This is a genomic window from Mesorhizobium captivum (genome assembly GCF_033977165.1).
In the GTDB taxonomy this organism is placed as follows: domain Bacteria; phylum Pseudomonadota; class Alphaproteobacteria; order Rhizobiales; family Rhizobiaceae; genus Mesorhizobium; species Mesorhizobium captivum.
The window spans coordinates 159,185-173,650 of sequence record NZ_JAVIJB010000003.1 but is presented as its reverse complement, the minus strand read 5'-3'; the positions used below and the strand labels follow the sequence as shown (position 1 = coordinate 173,650).

The following is a 14,466-nucleotide window of genomic DNA, read 5'->3' as shown; positions in this document are numbered from 1 at the left end:
AGCCTCAGCGCCGCCCGCGCCACGATGGCGCCACCCTTACTTCTTGGCGTAGAACTCCTTGAGCTTGTCTTCCGGCAGCTCCGACGGCCACCAGACATTGGCCGAGAGATCGTCGCGATAGTATTTCTTGACCTTGTCGAGATCCCAGCCCGGCGGGTTGTAGTCGTAGTGCTTCTTCAGCTCCTTGCCCTCGAGCAGGGCCACGGCGGCGCGGATGCCGGCGGCGCCCTGGGCGGGGCTGTATTCGGCCGAGATCGACTTGAAGCCGTCGGCGATCCACTGGCCGAAGAAGCCGTTGTTGCCCTCGCCGGTGATCGGCGGGATCTTGGCGCCGAATTGCTTGAAGACGTCCACGCAGGCGCGCGTCATATCGGCGCCGGAAGACCAGATGCCATCGACCTCGGGATTGTTCAGATAGAGCGTCTCGCAGAGCTTCTTGGCCTTGTCGTACTGCCAGTCGCCATGCTCCTCGGCGATGATCTTGACGTCGGTCTCCTTCAGCGCCTGCAGCAGGCCGTTGTAGCGGTTGGTGTCTTCCGGATGGCCGGCGAGCCCGCGCAGCACCCAGATGTTGCCCTTGCCGCCGAGGTCCTCGACCAGGAAGTCGCCCATCACCTTGCCGAAATGCTCGGCGCCGCCCTGGATCTCGGTGGTGAAGGCGTCGCTCTCGATGCGGCCGGTGTGCACGATGACCGGGATGCCCGCGGCGACCGCCTTGGCGATGCTGGCGTCCGCCGACGTGGATGTGACCGGCTGGACGATAATGGCGTCGACCTTCTGGGCGATCAGGTCCTCGATGTCGGCGACCTGCTTCTTCTGGTCGAAGCCGGCATCGAGCAGGATGAACTTGGCAATGCGCTTGTCCTTGGCGGCGGCCGCCTCGGCTTCATGCGCGACCTGCACGGTCCAAGTGTTGGCATTGACGCCGAAATGGCTCATGCCGATGACCCACGGCGCGTCTTTCTTGAATTTCCCTGCTTCGACCGACGGGTTGTCGCCCGCACGGGCGGTGACCCCATCGAGCAGCGATACGTCCTCGGCGAACGAGGGCGCGCACCACATCGTGGTCGCGATCACCGCCGCTGCGATTGATTGGATAATCCGTCTCACTGAGCCATCCTCCTTCTCAAGCTCCACGGACCCTGGCGACCAGGGTCACGACTTCCCCATCGGCGCCCGGCCATGGCCAAACGCCGCACCTGCCGAGGCGAGCCCGGCACTGCTTCTGCTCATTGCTCAACCCGCGCGCTAAGGCCGCCGGAGACATGGACCAGCGTTGCCGCCATGGGTCATGGCAGCCGGTCGGCGCAAAAGGTTCGAGGCATTCCTCCCAGGCTCACTTTCAACCATCGATCCGACGGGCTGTCAATAATTATTCAGAGTGATGGATTATTTTCGCCGCTTGCGCTACCTTTGCGCCAAATGGCAGGGTCGCGGTGTGGTGGACGATCGACTCTCGTCCGATAATCTCCGCAAATCAGAACTTTGGCGAGATCGGAGAGGAGCATGCGATCGGTCTTGTGCTATGGCGACTCCAACACGCACGGGCAGGTACCCGGCGGCACGCCGCTGGACCGCTACGGTCCAGCTGAACGCTGGCCGGGCATCATGGGAAGGGAACTGGGCGCGGGCTGGCATATCATCGAGGAAGGCCTGAGCGGCCGCACGACGGTGCGCGACGATCCGATCGAGGGAGCCCACAAGAACGGGCGCACATATCTGAGGCCCTGCCTGCAGAGCCACGCCGTTCTCGATCTCGTCATCATCATGCTGGGCACCAACGATCTCAAGGCACGCTTCAACCAGCCGGCTTCGGAAGTCGCGATGGCCATGGGCTGCCTAGTCTACGACATCAAGGAGCTGAAGCCCGGCCCGGGCGGCAGCGTGCCCGAGATCATGATCGTCTCGCCGCCGCCGATGCTGGACGACATCAAGGAATGGCGGTCGATCTTTGCCGGCGCGCCGGAGAAATCGCGAAAGCTGGCGCTCGAATTCGAGATCATTGCCGATTCGCTCGAAGTGCATTTCTTCGATGCGGGCTCGGTCGCCACCTGCGACCCTCTCGACGGGTTCCACATCAACAGGCAGGCGCATGCGCTGCTGGGCAGCGCGCTGGCCCGCGAAGTCGAAGCAATCGGGTGGCCGGATGAAAAGTGACGGCGGCATATTGGACACGACCGATTGCGAGAGGGCACACCATGCCTGACATGCGCTTTGCGCCGCCCAATCCGCTCCGCATCGCGGACCGCGCCAGCGGCCTCAACGCCGTCAGCGTGCGCGGCTACAACGAGCGCCTCGTGCTGTCGCTGCTGCTCCAGAGCAAGGACATTACCCGGCTGGAGATAAGCGAGCGGACCGGCCTGTCGGCGCAGACGGTGTCCGTCATCGTGCGTTCGCTCGAGCAGGAAGGGCTGATTGCCAAGGGAGAGGCCCAACGCGGCCGTGTCGGGCCGCCGACGGTGCCGATCTCGCTCAACCCCGAGGGTGCCTATTCCGTGGGCATCAGCGTCGGCCACCGGCAGGTCGAGGTCGTGCTTGTCGACTTCGTCGGCTCGATCCGCTCGCGCACGGTGCTGCCGTTCTCGGCGGCCAGGCAGGACACCAACCATCCGCAATTCATGAGCGCTATCGCCAAGGCCATTGCCGATCTGCCGCAGCACCTCCACTCGCGCATCGCCGGCATCGGCCTCGCCTTGCCCGGCGACCAGGCGGAACTCGAGCTGACCCCCATGGCGGCCCGTGAACGGTTCGACGCTTTGCAGGAGGAAGTCGAAAGGGAAATCGGCTACTCCGTCTACGTCCAGAACGACATCACCGCTGCCGCCGGCGGCGAGAGCATGTTCGGCGTGGCGAAGCACCTTTCGGACTATCTGTTCTTCTATCTCGGCGCGCGGCTGCACAGCCGACTGATCCTCAACCATCAGATCTACAACACCGCCGCCGCGGTCAGCTTCGACGTCGGCATCCTGCGCCTGGAGGAGGAGATCAGGAGGAAGGGCAGCTCGCCCTCCGAGCTATGGGAACGAGGCGCGGACTGGCCGTCATTTGGCGACGCCGAGACCGCGTGGCAGCGCGACCTGATGGAGCAGATGAAGTCGTCGATAGGGGCGCTGAAGCAGTTCGTTCCGCTGACTTCGGTCGTCCTGTCCTCTTACGCGCCGCAGTCGGTGTGCAAGGCGATCTGCCGGGAGTTGGAGCAGGCTATGCCCGGCATAACCGCCATGGCCGGCAACATCGAGCGTTCCCCCAAGGCAGTGGGAGCGGCGAGCCTGCCCTTCAGCTCGCTGTTCATGGTGGAATAGACGGGTTGGAATAGCGCTAACCCGGGCTACCCGCAGCCGGATTGGCGATGATCGCCTCCCGGAAGCGGGCGACGAAATCGTCGAGCGCCGGCCGCTCGGCATCCGAGATCGCCCAGTAGGAGAAGGCGCCGTCGGTCCAATGGACCAGCAGGAACCCGCCCGCCGAGAGATCGTCCGCCACCGGTACCGACTTGGCTTCGTTCTGCCGCGGCGCCGCCACCAGGGTGATCAGATGCTCGTGGTGGCGGTAGACCAGCGCCGGCATCGGCCTGTCGCCGATGACCTCGACGCGGCCGCCGAGCAGCGCGTAGCCGTCCTTGGCCATGTCGGGCGCCGGCGGCGACACGCCGATCCGGCCGTCGAGCCACGGCTTCACCGTATGCCGGTCGGAAGACACGATGTCGACCGGCGTTGCCGCAAGCAGGCTGCGGCGATGGCTGTTGGCGACGTCGACCGCGAAACTGTCGGGCGCATTCTCCACCATCAGCCACTGCGTCGCGCCGCTGGCGAGAAACGCCGTGAGCACGATCGAGGCCGCCATCTGGCGCCAATCGAAGGAGTTGAACCAGCGTGCCGTAGCGCGCGGCTGCATCGCGATGACTTTGCCCTGCTGCTGTTGCGGCCGCGACTCTGCCTTCACGGCTTCACCCCGCGCGGCCTCGGCTTCATCGGAAGCCTTCACCTCGGCGATGGCCGCGATACGCGCCAGGAAATCGTCGCTGACGGCAGGGCGCGGCACGTTCGCAACAGCTCCGCGCAGCGAGAGGATGCGCGCATGCTCGGCGGCAAGGTCCGGATCGGCGGCGATGCGTCGCTCGACGGCAAGGGCGGCCGCGGCATCGAGCTCGCCATCGACAAGAGCGTGGATCATCAGCTTCATATCCTGCGGGTCTTGCGGCAATCCATCCTCACGCGGGCGATTTTCATGCGGGCTCATGGTGGCGCCCTCCAATGTCCGTCATCAGCAGGCTGCGGGCCCGCGCCAGCCGCGACATCACCGTGCCTTGCGGCACCCCTAACATCGCCGCGATCTCGCGGTAGCTGAGCCCGTTTATGTCGCGCAGCACCAGTGTTTCGCGAAACACGTCCGGCAGCCTTGCGATCGCCGCTTCCACTGCCGCCGAGTTCGCCTTCGCGATCAGCGCCGCCTCCGGACTGTCGGAGTCGCTATCCGGCCTCGGCGACACGTCGTCGAGATCGGCGAGATCGCCGACGGCGACCACCGCGCGCGGCCGGTTGCGCGCCATCCAGGTGTAGGAGGCGTTGCGCACGATGGTGAGCAGCCAGGCGCGCGGGTTGCCGCCGGCAAAGCCGGCCATGCCGGCATGCGCCTTGAGGCAGGCTTCCTGCACGACATCCTCGGCGTCCGCTGCGTTGCCGGTCAGCCAGCGGGCGAGCGACAGCGCATCGCCGAGATGCGGCAGCACCACCTCGGCAAAACGCGCGGCCAGCATTCTTTCGCTCAACACCGTTCCACCGTCAGGCGCTCCCGCCAGGGCTCCGCGGCCACCTTCAGCGGGTGACGCCGATCTGTCCCTGCCCGAGCGGGTGAAGATCGCGATTGCAGGCGAAGGCGCCTGCTTTGGTGGAGGTGAAGGCATTGGGGTCACCTGAGTCAAGCGCCTCGGAAGAGAACGGCGCCTCGGAAAGGAAAGGCGCATCGCTGGCCGCGACGAGATGCGTCGTCGTCATTGTCGTGGATCTCTTTTGCTGCGGTTCGCACGGGATCAGCGCCGGCGGCGGGACGGTGGTGTCCGAAAGACGCTTGCCCAGCTCATTCGTTCCAGCCAATGGCAGCGGCTGACCTCATCCACGCCGGTCTCGTTGCGATGCCTATCCATGTCGATCTCCTGCGGCACACAGCCTGGTACATGCCCGGAAGACCGGCGGGGCCGGTGGTTTATTCCCGAAATGATCATATTTTTCGATCACGCCAACGTGATCGGTCGGGCTGCAAGGCATACATGCCGGCGCCGATCCCGTCAGCGTCGGCAGCATGCCGATTTCAGCTCGAGCATGGCGAGTCGCCGCCGCGAAGAGCTGCGCCCCGCGCCGGTCAGCCGAGGAGACGACCGGACGTCCTCTCTACAATTGAGCGCAGACGGCAGCGATCAGATGCGCCGGCCGGTCTTGGCGTCGAACAGATGCGCCGAGGCGCGGTCAACCTCGATCCGCACGCTCTCGCCTTGCTTCAACGCAAGCCGCTCGCGGAAGAGGCAGGAGATCGCCTCCCCGCCGCAGTCGACCGTGGCGAAGATCTCCGAGCCGGTCGCCTCCACAAGCGTGACCGTGCCGGAGAGACCTTGGCTAGTCGCCCGGATGTGTTCGGGGCGAATGCCGTAGACCAATTCCCTTCCCGCGGCCTCGGTCGGCTGGATACCTTCCGGCAGCGGCAGCGTCAGTCCGCCGGCGCTGCGGAAGATACCCTCCTCGATGTGGCCATGGATGAAGTTCATGGCGGGCGAGCCGATGAAGCCGGCAACGAACAGATTGGCCGGGCGGTCGTAGAGATCGAGCGGCGCGCCGATCTGCTCGACAAGGCCGTCATGCAGCACGACGATCTTGTCAGCCATGGTCATGGCCTCGATCTGGTCGTGGGTGACATAGATGGTTGTGGTGCCGAGCCGCTGATGCAGCGCCTTGATCTCGCCGCGCATCTGGACGCGCAATTTGGCGTCGAGATTGGAGAGCGGCTCGTCGAACAGGAAGACCTGCGGATCGCGCACGATGGCGCGGCCCATGGCGACGCGCTGGCGTTGGCCGCCGGAGAGCTGGCGCGGATAGCGGTCGAGCAGCTTTTCCAAACCAAGGATGCTCGCTGCCCGCTTGACCCGGCTCGCGGTGTCGGCCGGATCGGATTTCTTGATCCTGAGCGCGAAGCCCATATTGTCGGCCACCGTCATATGCGGGTAGAGCGCGTAGTTCTGGAACACCATGGCGATGTTACGATCGCGCGCCCTGAGATTGTTCACGGTGCGCTCGCCGATCGCGATCTTGCCGGCCGAGATCGTTTCCAGCCCCGCGATCATGCGCAGCAGCGTCGACTTCCCGCAGCCCGACGGGCCGACCAGGATGACGAACTCGCCATCGGCGATGTCGACGCTGACATCGTGGATGATCTTGGCGTTGCCGAAGGCCTTCTGCACATTGTTGATGGTTACCGATGCCATTGCGTGTCTCCAAAAAAGTGACGGCGGATCGGGCGCTCAACCGCCCTTGACCGCGCCCGCGGTCAGTCCGGCGACGATCTGCCGTTGCGCGAACATGGTCAGAACCAGCACCGGCAGCGTCACCACAAGTGCCGCGGCGGCGAGCGGTCCCCAACTCACCTGCTCGTAGGACAGCATGTTGTAGACCGCGACCGGCAAGGTCCGCGTCTCGCGGCTGGCGAGCACCACGCCGAAGACGAAATTGTTCCATGAGAAGATGACCGACAGGATGAAGGCGACGACAATGCCCGGCTTGGCGATCGGCAGCGCCACCAGCCGGAACACCTGCCAGGAGTTGGCGCCGTCGATATTGGCCGCCTCCTCCAGCTCCATCGGCGTCGTCTCGAAATAGCCGATCATCACCCAGACCACGATCGGCACCGTCACCACCAGATGGATGATGATCTGCGGCCAGAGCGTGCCGAGGATGCCCAGCCACTGGAACAAGAGGAAGAGCGGGATGAGGTAGGAAAGCCCCGGCGTCATTCGGGCGATCATGATGACGATCGCCGAGCGTTCCGCCTTGAGCCTGGCGATGCCGTAGCCGGCCGGCACGCCGATCAGCAACGCCAAGAGCGTCGCCGTGCCGGTCACCAGCACCGAGTTCCAGAGATAGAGCAGGAAGTTGTTCTCCTCGAACACCTTCGCATAGTTCGACCAGGCGAAGCGCTCGGGGATCAGGATCGGCGGATAGGCGCCATTGTCGATCTCGAACTTCAGCGACAGCGAGATCATCCAGAGGAAGAACAGGATCGCCGGCGAGACCAGGACCAGCGCCGCGAAGAAGAGGCCCAGCTTGTTGAGCAGCCGCGAGCTCATCTATTTGCCCTCCGCGTCGACCCACTGCGAGCGCTGGCGCAGCATCAAGAGGATGAAGGACAGGGCCACGATGACGATGAAGAAGACCACGGCCATGGCCGAGCCATAGCCCATGTCGTAGTAGGAGAAGGCGGTGTTGTAGAGGTAGATGTTGATCGTTTCCGACGCCGTGCCCGGCCCGCCCTGGGTCATGGCGTAGATGATGTCGAAGCTCTTCAGCGCATCGATGGTGCGGATGATGACCGCGATCATCAGGAACGGCGCGATCATCGGCAAGGTGAGATAACGGAACTGCTGCCAGGCGTTGGCGCCGTCGATCTCGGCGCTCTCGAAGGGCTCGCGCGGCACCGATGCCAGCCCGCCCAGCACGATCAGCATCACCAGCGGCGTCCATTGCCAGGTCTCGACCGCGACCAGCGACGGGATGACCGTGTTGGCGTTGAAGATCCATTCCTGCGCCGGAATGCCGACAAGCGACAACAGGTAGTTGAGCACGCCGAGCTGCGGATGAAACATCATCGTCCAGACCAATGCCACGGCGACGGGTGTGGCCATCATCGGCATCACGAAGAGGCCGCGCAGCAGGCCCCGCAATGGGAACCGGGCGTCAAAGATCAGGGCGGCGACGGTGCCGAAAAACATCGGCGCGACCACCGACAGGAACGTATAGGTCAAGGTGTGCCACAGCGATTCCCAGAAACGCGGATCGCTCGCCAGGCGCAGATAGTTTTCCATCCCGGCAAAGCTTCGCGACTGGCCGAGCGTCCAGCTGTTGACGCTCATCCACAGCGTGAAGGCCCAGGGAAAGACGATCACGGCGCCGACGACGACCAGCGCCGGGACGACGAAAGGCCAATAGTTGGGAGCCAGCCGGACCGGCTGGCTCTCTTCGATGGCTTGCGTCGTCACCCCTGCGCGTTCCGGGGCGATGGCGGACATCAGCCTTGCTCGCTCCTGTCGAGCACCGGCTGGAACTGCTCGGTGGCCTTCTTCAGCTCGTCGGCGGGATCGGCACCGGCGATCATGTTGGTCAGTGCCACGCCATAGATGTCGCGGAACTCGGTGACCGGGATGATGACCGGCAGCGCCAGCCGGCTGATATTGCCGGATCCGACCACTGCATCAAGCCAGCTCGGCGGCATGGTAACACCTTCGCGCACCTTGGGGTCTTCCAGCACGGATTTGCGGAACGGTACGCCGGCTCCGGCCTGCAGCAGGCGCGCGCCCATGGCCGGCGATACCGCCCACTGGCAGAAGAGGTAGGCCGCTTCCTTCTTCGTGCTGGCCGACGTCACGCCGATGCCGTCGCCGAACGTGCCCGCGGCATGCGCCTTGGGGCCTTTTGGTATGACGCCGTAGCCGACCTTGCCGACCACCCGCGACTTCTCCGGATTTTCCATCGGCGGCGCAAAGCCCACGCCGTCGAACCACATGCCGATCTTGCCCTGCAGGAAAGCGGATTGCGCCTCGGCCCAATTGAAGCCGGTGACGCCGGGAGGCGCCGCCTTGGTCATCAGCCGCTGATAGAGGCTAGCGGCTTCGATTGCGTCCGCAGACGTGGTGCGCAGCTTGCCGTCGCTGTCGAGCGGCGTCGTGTCGTAGCCGAGCATCAGCGACGTCCACACCGGCGTGTTGGCGTTCTTGAGGCCGCGGGCGACGAAGCCGAACGTGTTGCTCGAAGGGTCCGTCAGCGCTTCGGCGGCGGCCACCAGCTGCTCGAAACTCTCGGGATATTTCAGCCCCTTGGCGTCGAACAGCTCCTTGTTCCAGTAAAGGATCCAATAGTCGACCGAGAACGGCAGCGAGCGCAGCACGCCCTGGCCGTCCTTGGCGAACTGCATGCCGGCCTCGGCGAAATCGCTTTCGACCAGCCCGGGATCCGTGAGGCCCGGATCGGCAAGGTAGCCGGAAATGTCGGCCAGCCAGCCGCCCTTCTCGAACTGCCGCTTCTGCACATGGTAGCTCAGATGCACGACATCGAAGCTCGGTTTGCCGGAGCTGAGCTCGATCACCGTCTTCTGGCGCTGCTGCTGTTCGGGCGTCGCCTCCGCATTGACCTTGATGCCGGTCAGTTCCTCGAACTCGGCGAGATTCTTCAGGATGGTGTCACTGCGCGGGCTCTTTACCAGATTGACGTCGAGCGTTGTGCCGGCAAAGCGCTTCCAGTCGACACCCGCGGCAAAGCCCGGACGAAGACCGGCAAGGCCGGCGGCCGCGAGCGCGGCGGTTCCCTGGAGAAGCTGCCTCCTGGTTGGATTGAACGGATTGGACGACATTTCTTCCTCCCGGTTGCTGTCGTTGTCGATTGCGCAGCGTCGATTGCGGCGCGGTCCTGCTTCCTCAAATCTGGAGCGCCAGGCGGCGCGCATTGTCGATGTGCTGGCTGATCGCCTCGACCGCCTTTTGCGGATCGCGTTTCTCCAGCGCGTCGATCACCGCCAGATGCTCGCGCATGACCGGCACGACGCGGCCGTCGATGCGGAAACGCTCCTGGTGGATGAGCCTGATCTTCACCGAATTGACTAGGTAGGCTTTGGCGATGATCTCGTTGTCCAGCGCGCTGATGAAGGTGTCATGCATCGCCCAGTCGATATTCTGCGCCTTGGCTTCCATTTCCGGCGTCGCCGTCTGCGCCAGCGCCTGGGCGAGCATCTCCTCATGCTCGCGCCGCAGACGGGAAATCTCGGCGTCGGAAGCGTTGACGGCAAACAGCGCGACCGCCTCGCGCTCCATGAACAGGCGGAACTGGAAGGCCTCGCGGATCAGGCTGATGTCGATATGCGCGATCTGCATGCCGCGTTGCGGAATCGTGGACAGCAGTCCCTCCGCCTCGAGCCGCGGCACGATCTCGCGGATGGCGCCAAGCGGCAGGCCGGTGAAGGCAACCAGTTCGCGCTGCGACACGAACTGGCCCGGCCTGAGGTCGCGGGCCAGCAGGTGCCGCGTGAAGCTGGCATAGGCCTTTTCCCTCAGAGTTGCCGGTTCGCTCGTGTCGTCCATGCCAATCAGCGCCCTCCGTCGCTCACGCCGCTTGCGTCGAGAACAGCCGGTCGTAAGCGGCACCAAGCTGCTGCCGCTCCGGTGGCGCGACCGGCTCGAGCGGCGGCCGCACCGTCAGCCAGCGTTCGTCGCCGGTCTGGCGCGCCACCATCGCCTTCACCGCCGGGATGACGGGATGCCTGAGCAATTCGAGGACGAAGCCCTCCACACGGGAGTCGTCGCGTCCGCTTTCGATCATGGCGCGAAGCTCGCCGGCGGCGAAATTTGCCATGCCGGAAATCGCGCCCTGGCCGCCGATCCGCACCGCCGGCGCCAGATGCCGTTCGTCGCCGATCAGGATTATCAGGTCGCCATGCGCCTTGAGCAGCGCTTCGCTGTAGGCCCAGTCTCCGCCCGAATCCTTGACCCCGGCGACCGCGCCTGGATACGCCTTGCGCAGCCGACCGATCAGGTCGAGCGAGAGCTGGACCGTCGTGACCGAGGGGATGTTGTAGAGCAGCATGCCACGGGCGAGTGGGCCGAGCGCAGCAAACACGGCCGCAAACCAGCCGAACAGCCCATCGTCGCCGACATTCTTGAAGTAGCTCGGCGGCGCGAGCAGGATGTTGCGGGCGCCACGCTGCAGGGCCTGGCGGCACTGCTCCGCGGCATCCTCTGCCGCATCGACGAGCACACCGGCGACAAGCTGATCGGCCGAAATACCCGCCGCGAGCATGGCATCGATGACCGCCTGCCGTTCCGTAGTGCCAACGGACGCGCCTTCGCCGGTGGTGCCGAACAAAGTCACGCTGCTGCAGCCGGCATCGAGACAGGCCCGAGCATGCGCGGTCATCAGCGGGACGGCAATCCGCCCGGCTGCATCAAAGGGCGTTGTGAGCGCAACCGACAGACCAAAGCGCGAAGCCACCTGCAAAGTCTCCAATTCATCAATCGGCAGGCAGCCGTATCATGCTAACATGTTAGTTGTAAATAGAGCTCTCGATCACGCTCGACTGCGGCCGGAAACAATTCACAATGCCTGCAGGACCAGTCCCGCCAATGCCGATCCTGCGAGCGTCGGCAGCATGCCGGCTTTCAGCCGCAGCATCGCGACCATCGCAGCCGCCGACAGCAACGCCGCGCGCCAGTCGAGCGAGGAGAAGACCGGAACCTCCACGCCCCAGCCGACGCTGTCGATTTGGGTGAAGACGACATGCAGCGCGAACCAGAGCGCAAGGTTCATCACCACGCCGACGACGGCCGCAGTGATCGCACCGAGCGCCGCCGACAGCGCCTTGTTCTGCCGCAGCTGCTCGATGTAGGGCGCGCCGAGGAATATCCAGAAGAAGCAGGGCACGAAGGTGGCCCAGAGCGTCAGCGCCGACCCGAGCGATCCCGCAAGCAGCGGGCTGATCGCGCCGGCATGGCGATAGGCGGCAGCGAAGCCGACGAATTGCAGCACCAGGATCAGCGGCCCGGGCGTCGTTTCGGCAAGCCCCAGCCCGTCGACCATTTCGCCGGGGGAAAGCCAGCCAAACGAGGTCACCGCGGCTTGCGCGACATAGGCGAGAACCGCATAGGCGCCGCCGAAGGTGACCACGGCCATCAGGCTGAAGAAGCCGCCGATCTGCGCCCACACGCTCCCCGGTCCCGCCAGCGCGGCGATCAGCGCCACCGGTCCGAGCCAGAGCGGCAGCCAGATGGCGATGGTGCGGGCGGCATGCCATCTGGTCGGCACGGTGTGGCCGAGTTCCCCGCGCTCGAACATCAGGTCGACGACGCCGCTTCTGTCGGCAGCGGCGCCGCCTTTGCCATGCGCCGAAGCGGAAAACAGCCCCGGCGCGAAGCGATTGCCGATCCAGCCGATGAGGCCCGCCGCAAGCACGATCAGCGGGAACGGCAGCTTGCCGACATAGATGGCCAGGAAGGCCGCCACCGCGATCACGACCATGGCCCGGTTCTTCAACGCCCGCTTGCCGATGCGGATCACGGCTTCGACGACGACGGCAAGCACCGCCGCCTTGACGCCGAAGAACAGCGCCGCGATGAACGGCGCGTCGTTGTAGAGCATGTAGAAGCTGCTCAGACCCAGCATGACCAGCGCGCCCGGCAGCACGAACAATGTGCCGGCGACCAGGCCGCCGGCCGTCCGGTGCAGCAGCCAGCCGACATAGATGGCAAGCTGCTGTGCCTCCGGGCCCGGCAGGAGCATGCAGTAGTTGAGCGCATGCAGGAAGCGCTCCTCGCCGATCCAGCGGCGCTCCTCGACTAGCTCCTTGTGCATCAGCGCGATCTGCCCGGCCGGCCCGCCGAAGGAGAGCAGCCCGATCTTCGCCCACAGCCGCGTCGCCTCGCGAAAAGTCGGCACGGCCGGAACCTCGGCCGGCTGTGCGGCACCGTCCTTGGCGAGCATGGTCATTGTGCCTTGCCTCCGACCGGCCAGTTATGCGTCTCGTCGGTGGCGTCGCGGCACCAGCGGAAGAAGGCGTCGTAGAAGAGCATGCCGGCTTCGAGCTGCTCGAGGTCGTCGCGGAACATGCGCGACAGGCCGAGCGAGGCGGCGAGGAACCCGGCCGCCTGCGGAACGAGGTCGAGGCGCGCCGTGTCTGCCCCCCGCACGATGAGCGCGAGACGATCTAGCACCTCGGTGCGCAGGCCGAATTCCTCGATCATCGTGTCGAAGGTGCAGCGATCGCCACGATGGCTCCAGAACACGCCTTCGATGTCGAAGGGAACCGCTGCGAAGCGATCGGCCACCAGAGGCACCTCGGCCGGGTCGACGAACAGGAAAACCGCGTCGGGATCGACGAAGCGGCGGATCAGCCAGGGGCAGGCAATGCGATCGACCTTCGGTCGGGAACGGGTGACCCATACGGTGCGGCCCTTCTCGTCGCGGGGCGGGATCGCGCTGGCGGTGACTAGCGGCGCCTTGGCGTCGGCCCAGGTCTCGAACCCGCCTTCCAGCGATTCCGCCGGAATGCCTTCGTGGCGCAGCCACGCGGCGACGCCTTGCGAAAGCTTCTGCCCTCTCTGGCAGATGACGACGACTTTTGATCCGGAGAATTCGGCCGCCCAGGTCGAGACGGTTCTGAAGTCGCGCCGGCGGGAGGCCGGCAGCAGGCGCGGATCGGCTTGATAGTCGTCATCGATGCGTACGTCGATGAGAACAGGCGCATCCGGCAGTCCGATGAGACGGGAAAGCTGCGGAACGGTGATTGCGGTTGTTGATGGCATGGCGTCCACCTCCTGAACAAAGAGAGCTTGGACGCGATCGTTGGGCTGACGCCTCACGGGGTCGTCGCGGGGAACCCCTTACCGGAATGCTGGATCGATCCCCGCCGATTGTCAAGGAAGAGCTTCTACGCTCGTCCCGTCAGAGCGATGCCGTGATGCCGCCGTCGACATAAAGGACGTGGCCGTTGACAAAGGTTGATGCATCGGATGCCAGGAAGACCGCCGCCCCGATCAGTTCCTCGACCTCTGCCCAGCGGCCGGCAGGCGTGCGTTTCTCCAGCCAGGCGGTGAAGTTGGCGTCGGCGACCAGGGCGGCATTGAGTTCGGTGTTGAAATAGCCTGGACCGATCGCATTGACCTGCAGGCCATATCGCGCCCAGTCGGTCGCCATGCCCTTGGTCAGCATCTTCACGGCACCCTTGGTCGCCGTATAGGGCGCGATGCTCGTGCGTGCCAGCTCGCTCTGCACGGAGGCGATGTTGACGATTTTGCCGTGTCCGCGCGGGATCATGCGGCGTGCCACAGCCTGGCCGACATGGAACACGCTGTCGATATTGGTCGCCTTGAGCCTTTCCCAGGCATCCAGCGGAAATTCCTCGAGCGGCGCGCGAAACTGCGTGCCGGCATTGTTGAAGAGGATCTCGATCGGACCGATTTCGCTCTCGATGGCATCGACCGCTGCCGCCACGGCGGCCGCGTCGGTCACGTCGAAGGCGCGAGCGTGAACCTTATGGCCTTCGGCGGCGAGCCTTGCCCGGGCCTCCTCCAGCACGCTTTCGTTGCGCGCGTTGAGCACCAGCTCCGCGCCTGCTTCGGCCAGGCCGCGGGCCATCGCGAAGCCTATCCCCTTCGAGGATCCGGTTACCAGCGCGAGCCGGCCGGAAAGGTCGAAGCGCTTGATGGCAGTTTCCCTCATCGTCACG

Annotated in this window: 15 protein-coding genes; 2 read left to right on the top strand and 13 right to left on the bottom strand. The window is 65.1% G+C overall.

The features are described from left to right. Nucleotides 1-36 precede the first annotated feature (36 nt). A complete protein-coding gene (locus tag RFM40_RS04880) occupies nt 37-1,062 on the bottom strand; it encodes an ABC transporter substrate-binding protein (protein WP_430691644.1) in 1,026 nt (341 codons plus the stop codon). Between the two features lie 444 nt (nt 1,063-1,506). Between RFM40_RS04880 and RFM40_RS04875 the strand changes: the two genes are divergently transcribed. Both RFM40_RS04875 and RFM40_RS04870 read left to right on the top strand, forming a co-directional pair. After that, the gene (locus tag RFM40_RS04875; RefSeq protein ID WP_320224602.1) at nt 1,507-2,157 is read left to right on the top strand and encodes an SGNH/GDSL hydrolase family protein; all 651 of its coding nucleotides are present in this window, start codon (nt 1,507-1,509) and stop codon (nt 2,155-2,157) included. Between the two features lie 41 nt (nt 2,158-2,198). Next, nucleotides 2,199-3,302: an ROK family transcriptional regulator gene (locus RFM40_RS04870; RefSeq protein ID WP_320277219.1), complete on the top strand. Its 1,104-nt coding sequence runs from the start codon at nt 2,199-2,201 to the stop codon at nt 3,300-3,302. A 16-nt stretch (nt 3,303-3,318) separates the two neighbouring features. Here RFM40_RS04870 and RFM40_RS04865 read toward each other — a convergent pair whose 3' ends face one another. From RFM40_RS04865 to RFM40_RS04810, 12 genes are all read right to left on the bottom strand, one after another. Beyond that, nucleotides 3,319-4,239, bottom strand: coding sequence for an anti-sigma factor family protein (locus tag RFM40_RS04865; protein WP_320277218.1), 921 nt, complete (start codon nt 4,237-4,239; stop codon nt 3,319-3,321). After that, the gene (locus RFM40_RS04860) at nt 4,226-4,768 is read right to left on the bottom strand and encodes a sigma-70 family RNA polymerase sigma factor (RefSeq protein WP_320224605.1); all 543 of its coding nucleotides are present in this window, start codon (nt 4,766-4,768) and stop codon (nt 4,226-4,228) included. The genes RFM40_RS04865 and RFM40_RS04860 overlap by 14 nt, the downstream gene beginning before the upstream one ends. A gap of 46 nt (nt 4,769-4,814) precedes the next feature. Continuing rightward, a complete protein-coding gene (locus RFM40_RS04855) occupies nt 4,815-4,994 on the bottom strand; it encodes a hypothetical protein (RefSeq protein WP_320224606.1) in 180 nt (59 codons plus the stop codon). 419 nt (nt 4,995-5,413) lie between these two features. Next, complete coding sequence (locus RFM40_RS04850; RefSeq protein WP_320224607.1) at nt 5,414-6,472, bottom strand: ABC transporter ATP-binding protein; 1,059 nt, start codon at nt 6,470-6,472, stop codon at nt 5,414-5,416. Nucleotides 6,473-6,508: 36 nt separating this feature from the next. Next, the gene (locus RFM40_RS04845; protein ID WP_320224608.1) at nt 6,509-7,330 is read right to left on the bottom strand and encodes a carbohydrate ABC transporter permease; all 822 of its coding nucleotides are present in this window, start codon (nt 7,328-7,330) and stop codon (nt 6,509-6,511) included. Continuing rightward, complete coding sequence (locus tag RFM40_RS04840) at nt 7,331-8,269, bottom strand: carbohydrate ABC transporter permease (RefSeq protein WP_320224609.1); 939 nt, start codon at nt 8,267-8,269, stop codon at nt 7,331-7,333. Beyond that, complete coding sequence (locus tag RFM40_RS04835; RefSeq protein WP_320224610.1) at nt 8,269-9,606, bottom strand: ABC transporter substrate-binding protein; 1,338 nt, start codon at nt 9,604-9,606, stop codon at nt 8,269-8,271. The genes RFM40_RS04840 and RFM40_RS04835 overlap by 1 nt, the downstream gene beginning before the upstream one ends. A gap of 64 nt (nt 9,607-9,670) precedes the next feature. After that, nucleotides 9,671-10,330 carry a GntR family transcriptional regulator gene (locus RFM40_RS04830; RefSeq protein ID WP_320224611.1) on the bottom strand — a complete coding sequence of 220 codons (660 nt, stop codon included), beginning with the start codon at nt 10,328-10,330 and terminating at the stop codon, nt 9,671-9,673. Nucleotides 10,331-10,352: 22 nt separating this feature from the next. Next, nucleotides 10,353-11,237 carry a dihydrodipicolinate synthase family protein gene (locus RFM40_RS04825; RefSeq protein WP_320224612.1) on the bottom strand — a complete coding sequence of 295 codons (885 nt, stop codon included), beginning with the start codon at nt 11,235-11,237 and terminating at the stop codon, nt 10,353-10,355. Between the two features lie 102 nt (nt 11,238-11,339). Further along, complete coding sequence (gene chrA, locus RFM40_RS04820; RefSeq protein ID WP_430691640.1) at nt 11,340-12,728, bottom strand: chromate efflux transporter; 1,389 nt, start codon at nt 12,726-12,728, stop codon at nt 11,340-11,342. After that, nucleotides 12,725-13,543 (bottom strand): chromate resistance protein ChrB domain-containing protein, encoded by an 819-nt coding sequence (locus RFM40_RS04815; protein WP_320224613.1) that lies wholly within the window; start codon nt 13,541-13,543, stop codon nt 12,725-12,727. The genes chrA and RFM40_RS04815 overlap by 4 nt, the downstream gene beginning before the upstream one ends. Nucleotides 13,544-13,682: 139 nt before the next feature. Next, complete coding sequence (locus RFM40_RS04810; protein ID WP_320277254.1) at nt 13,683-14,459, bottom strand: SDR family oxidoreductase; 777 nt, start codon at nt 14,457-14,459, stop codon at nt 13,683-13,685. Between the last annotated feature and the right edge of the window lie 7 nt (nt 14,460-14,466).

Coding starts and splice junctions, on each gene's coding strand:
- RFM40_RS04880 (WP_430691644.1), bottom strand. CDS start 1,062: ATGTGGTGCGCGCCCTCGTTCGCCGAGGACGTATCGCTGCTCGATGGG.
- RFM40_RS04875 (WP_320224602.1), top strand. CDS start 1,507: ATGCGATCGGTCTTGTGCTATGGCGACTCCAACACGCACGGGCAGGTA.
- RFM40_RS04870 (WP_320277219.1), top strand. CDS start 2,199: ATGCCTGACATGCGCTTTGCGCCGCCCAATCCGCTCCGCATCGCGGAC.
- RFM40_RS04865 (WP_320277218.1), bottom strand. CDS start 4,239: ATGAGCCCGCATGAAAATCGCCCGCGTGAGGATGGATTGCCGCAAGAC.
- RFM40_RS04855 (WP_320224606.1), bottom strand. CDS start 4,994: ATGACGACGACGCATCTCGTCGCGGCCAGCGATGCGCCTTTCCTTTCC.
- RFM40_RS04850 (WP_320224607.1), bottom strand. CDS start 6,472: ATGGCATCGGTAACCATCAACAATGTGCAGAAGGCCTTCGGCAACGCC.
- RFM40_RS04845 (WP_320224608.1), bottom strand. CDS start 7,330: ATGAGCTCGCGGCTGCTCAACAAGCTGGGCCTCTTCTTCGCGGCGCTG.
- RFM40_RS04840 (WP_320224609.1), bottom strand. CDS start 8,269: ATGTCCGCCATCGCCCCGGAACGCGCAGGGGTGACGACGCAAGCCATC.
- RFM40_RS04835 (WP_320224610.1), bottom strand. CDS start 9,606: ATGTCGTCCAATCCGTTCAATCCAACCAGGAGGCAGCTTCTCCAGGGA.
- RFM40_RS04830 (WP_320224611.1), bottom strand. CDS start 10,330: ATGGACGACACGAGCGAACCGGCAACTCTGAGGGAAAAGGCCTATGCC.
- chrA (WP_430691640.1), bottom strand. CDS start 12,728: ATGACCATGCTCGCCAAGGACGGTGCCGCACAGCCGGCCGAGGTTCCG.
- RFM40_RS04815 (WP_320224613.1), bottom strand. CDS start 13,543: ATGCCATCAACAACCGCAATCACCGTTCCGCAGCTTTCCCGTCTCATC.
- RFM40_RS04810 (WP_320277254.1), bottom strand. CDS start 14,459: ATGAGGGAAACTGCCATCAAGCGCTTCGACCTTTCCGGCCGGCTCGCG.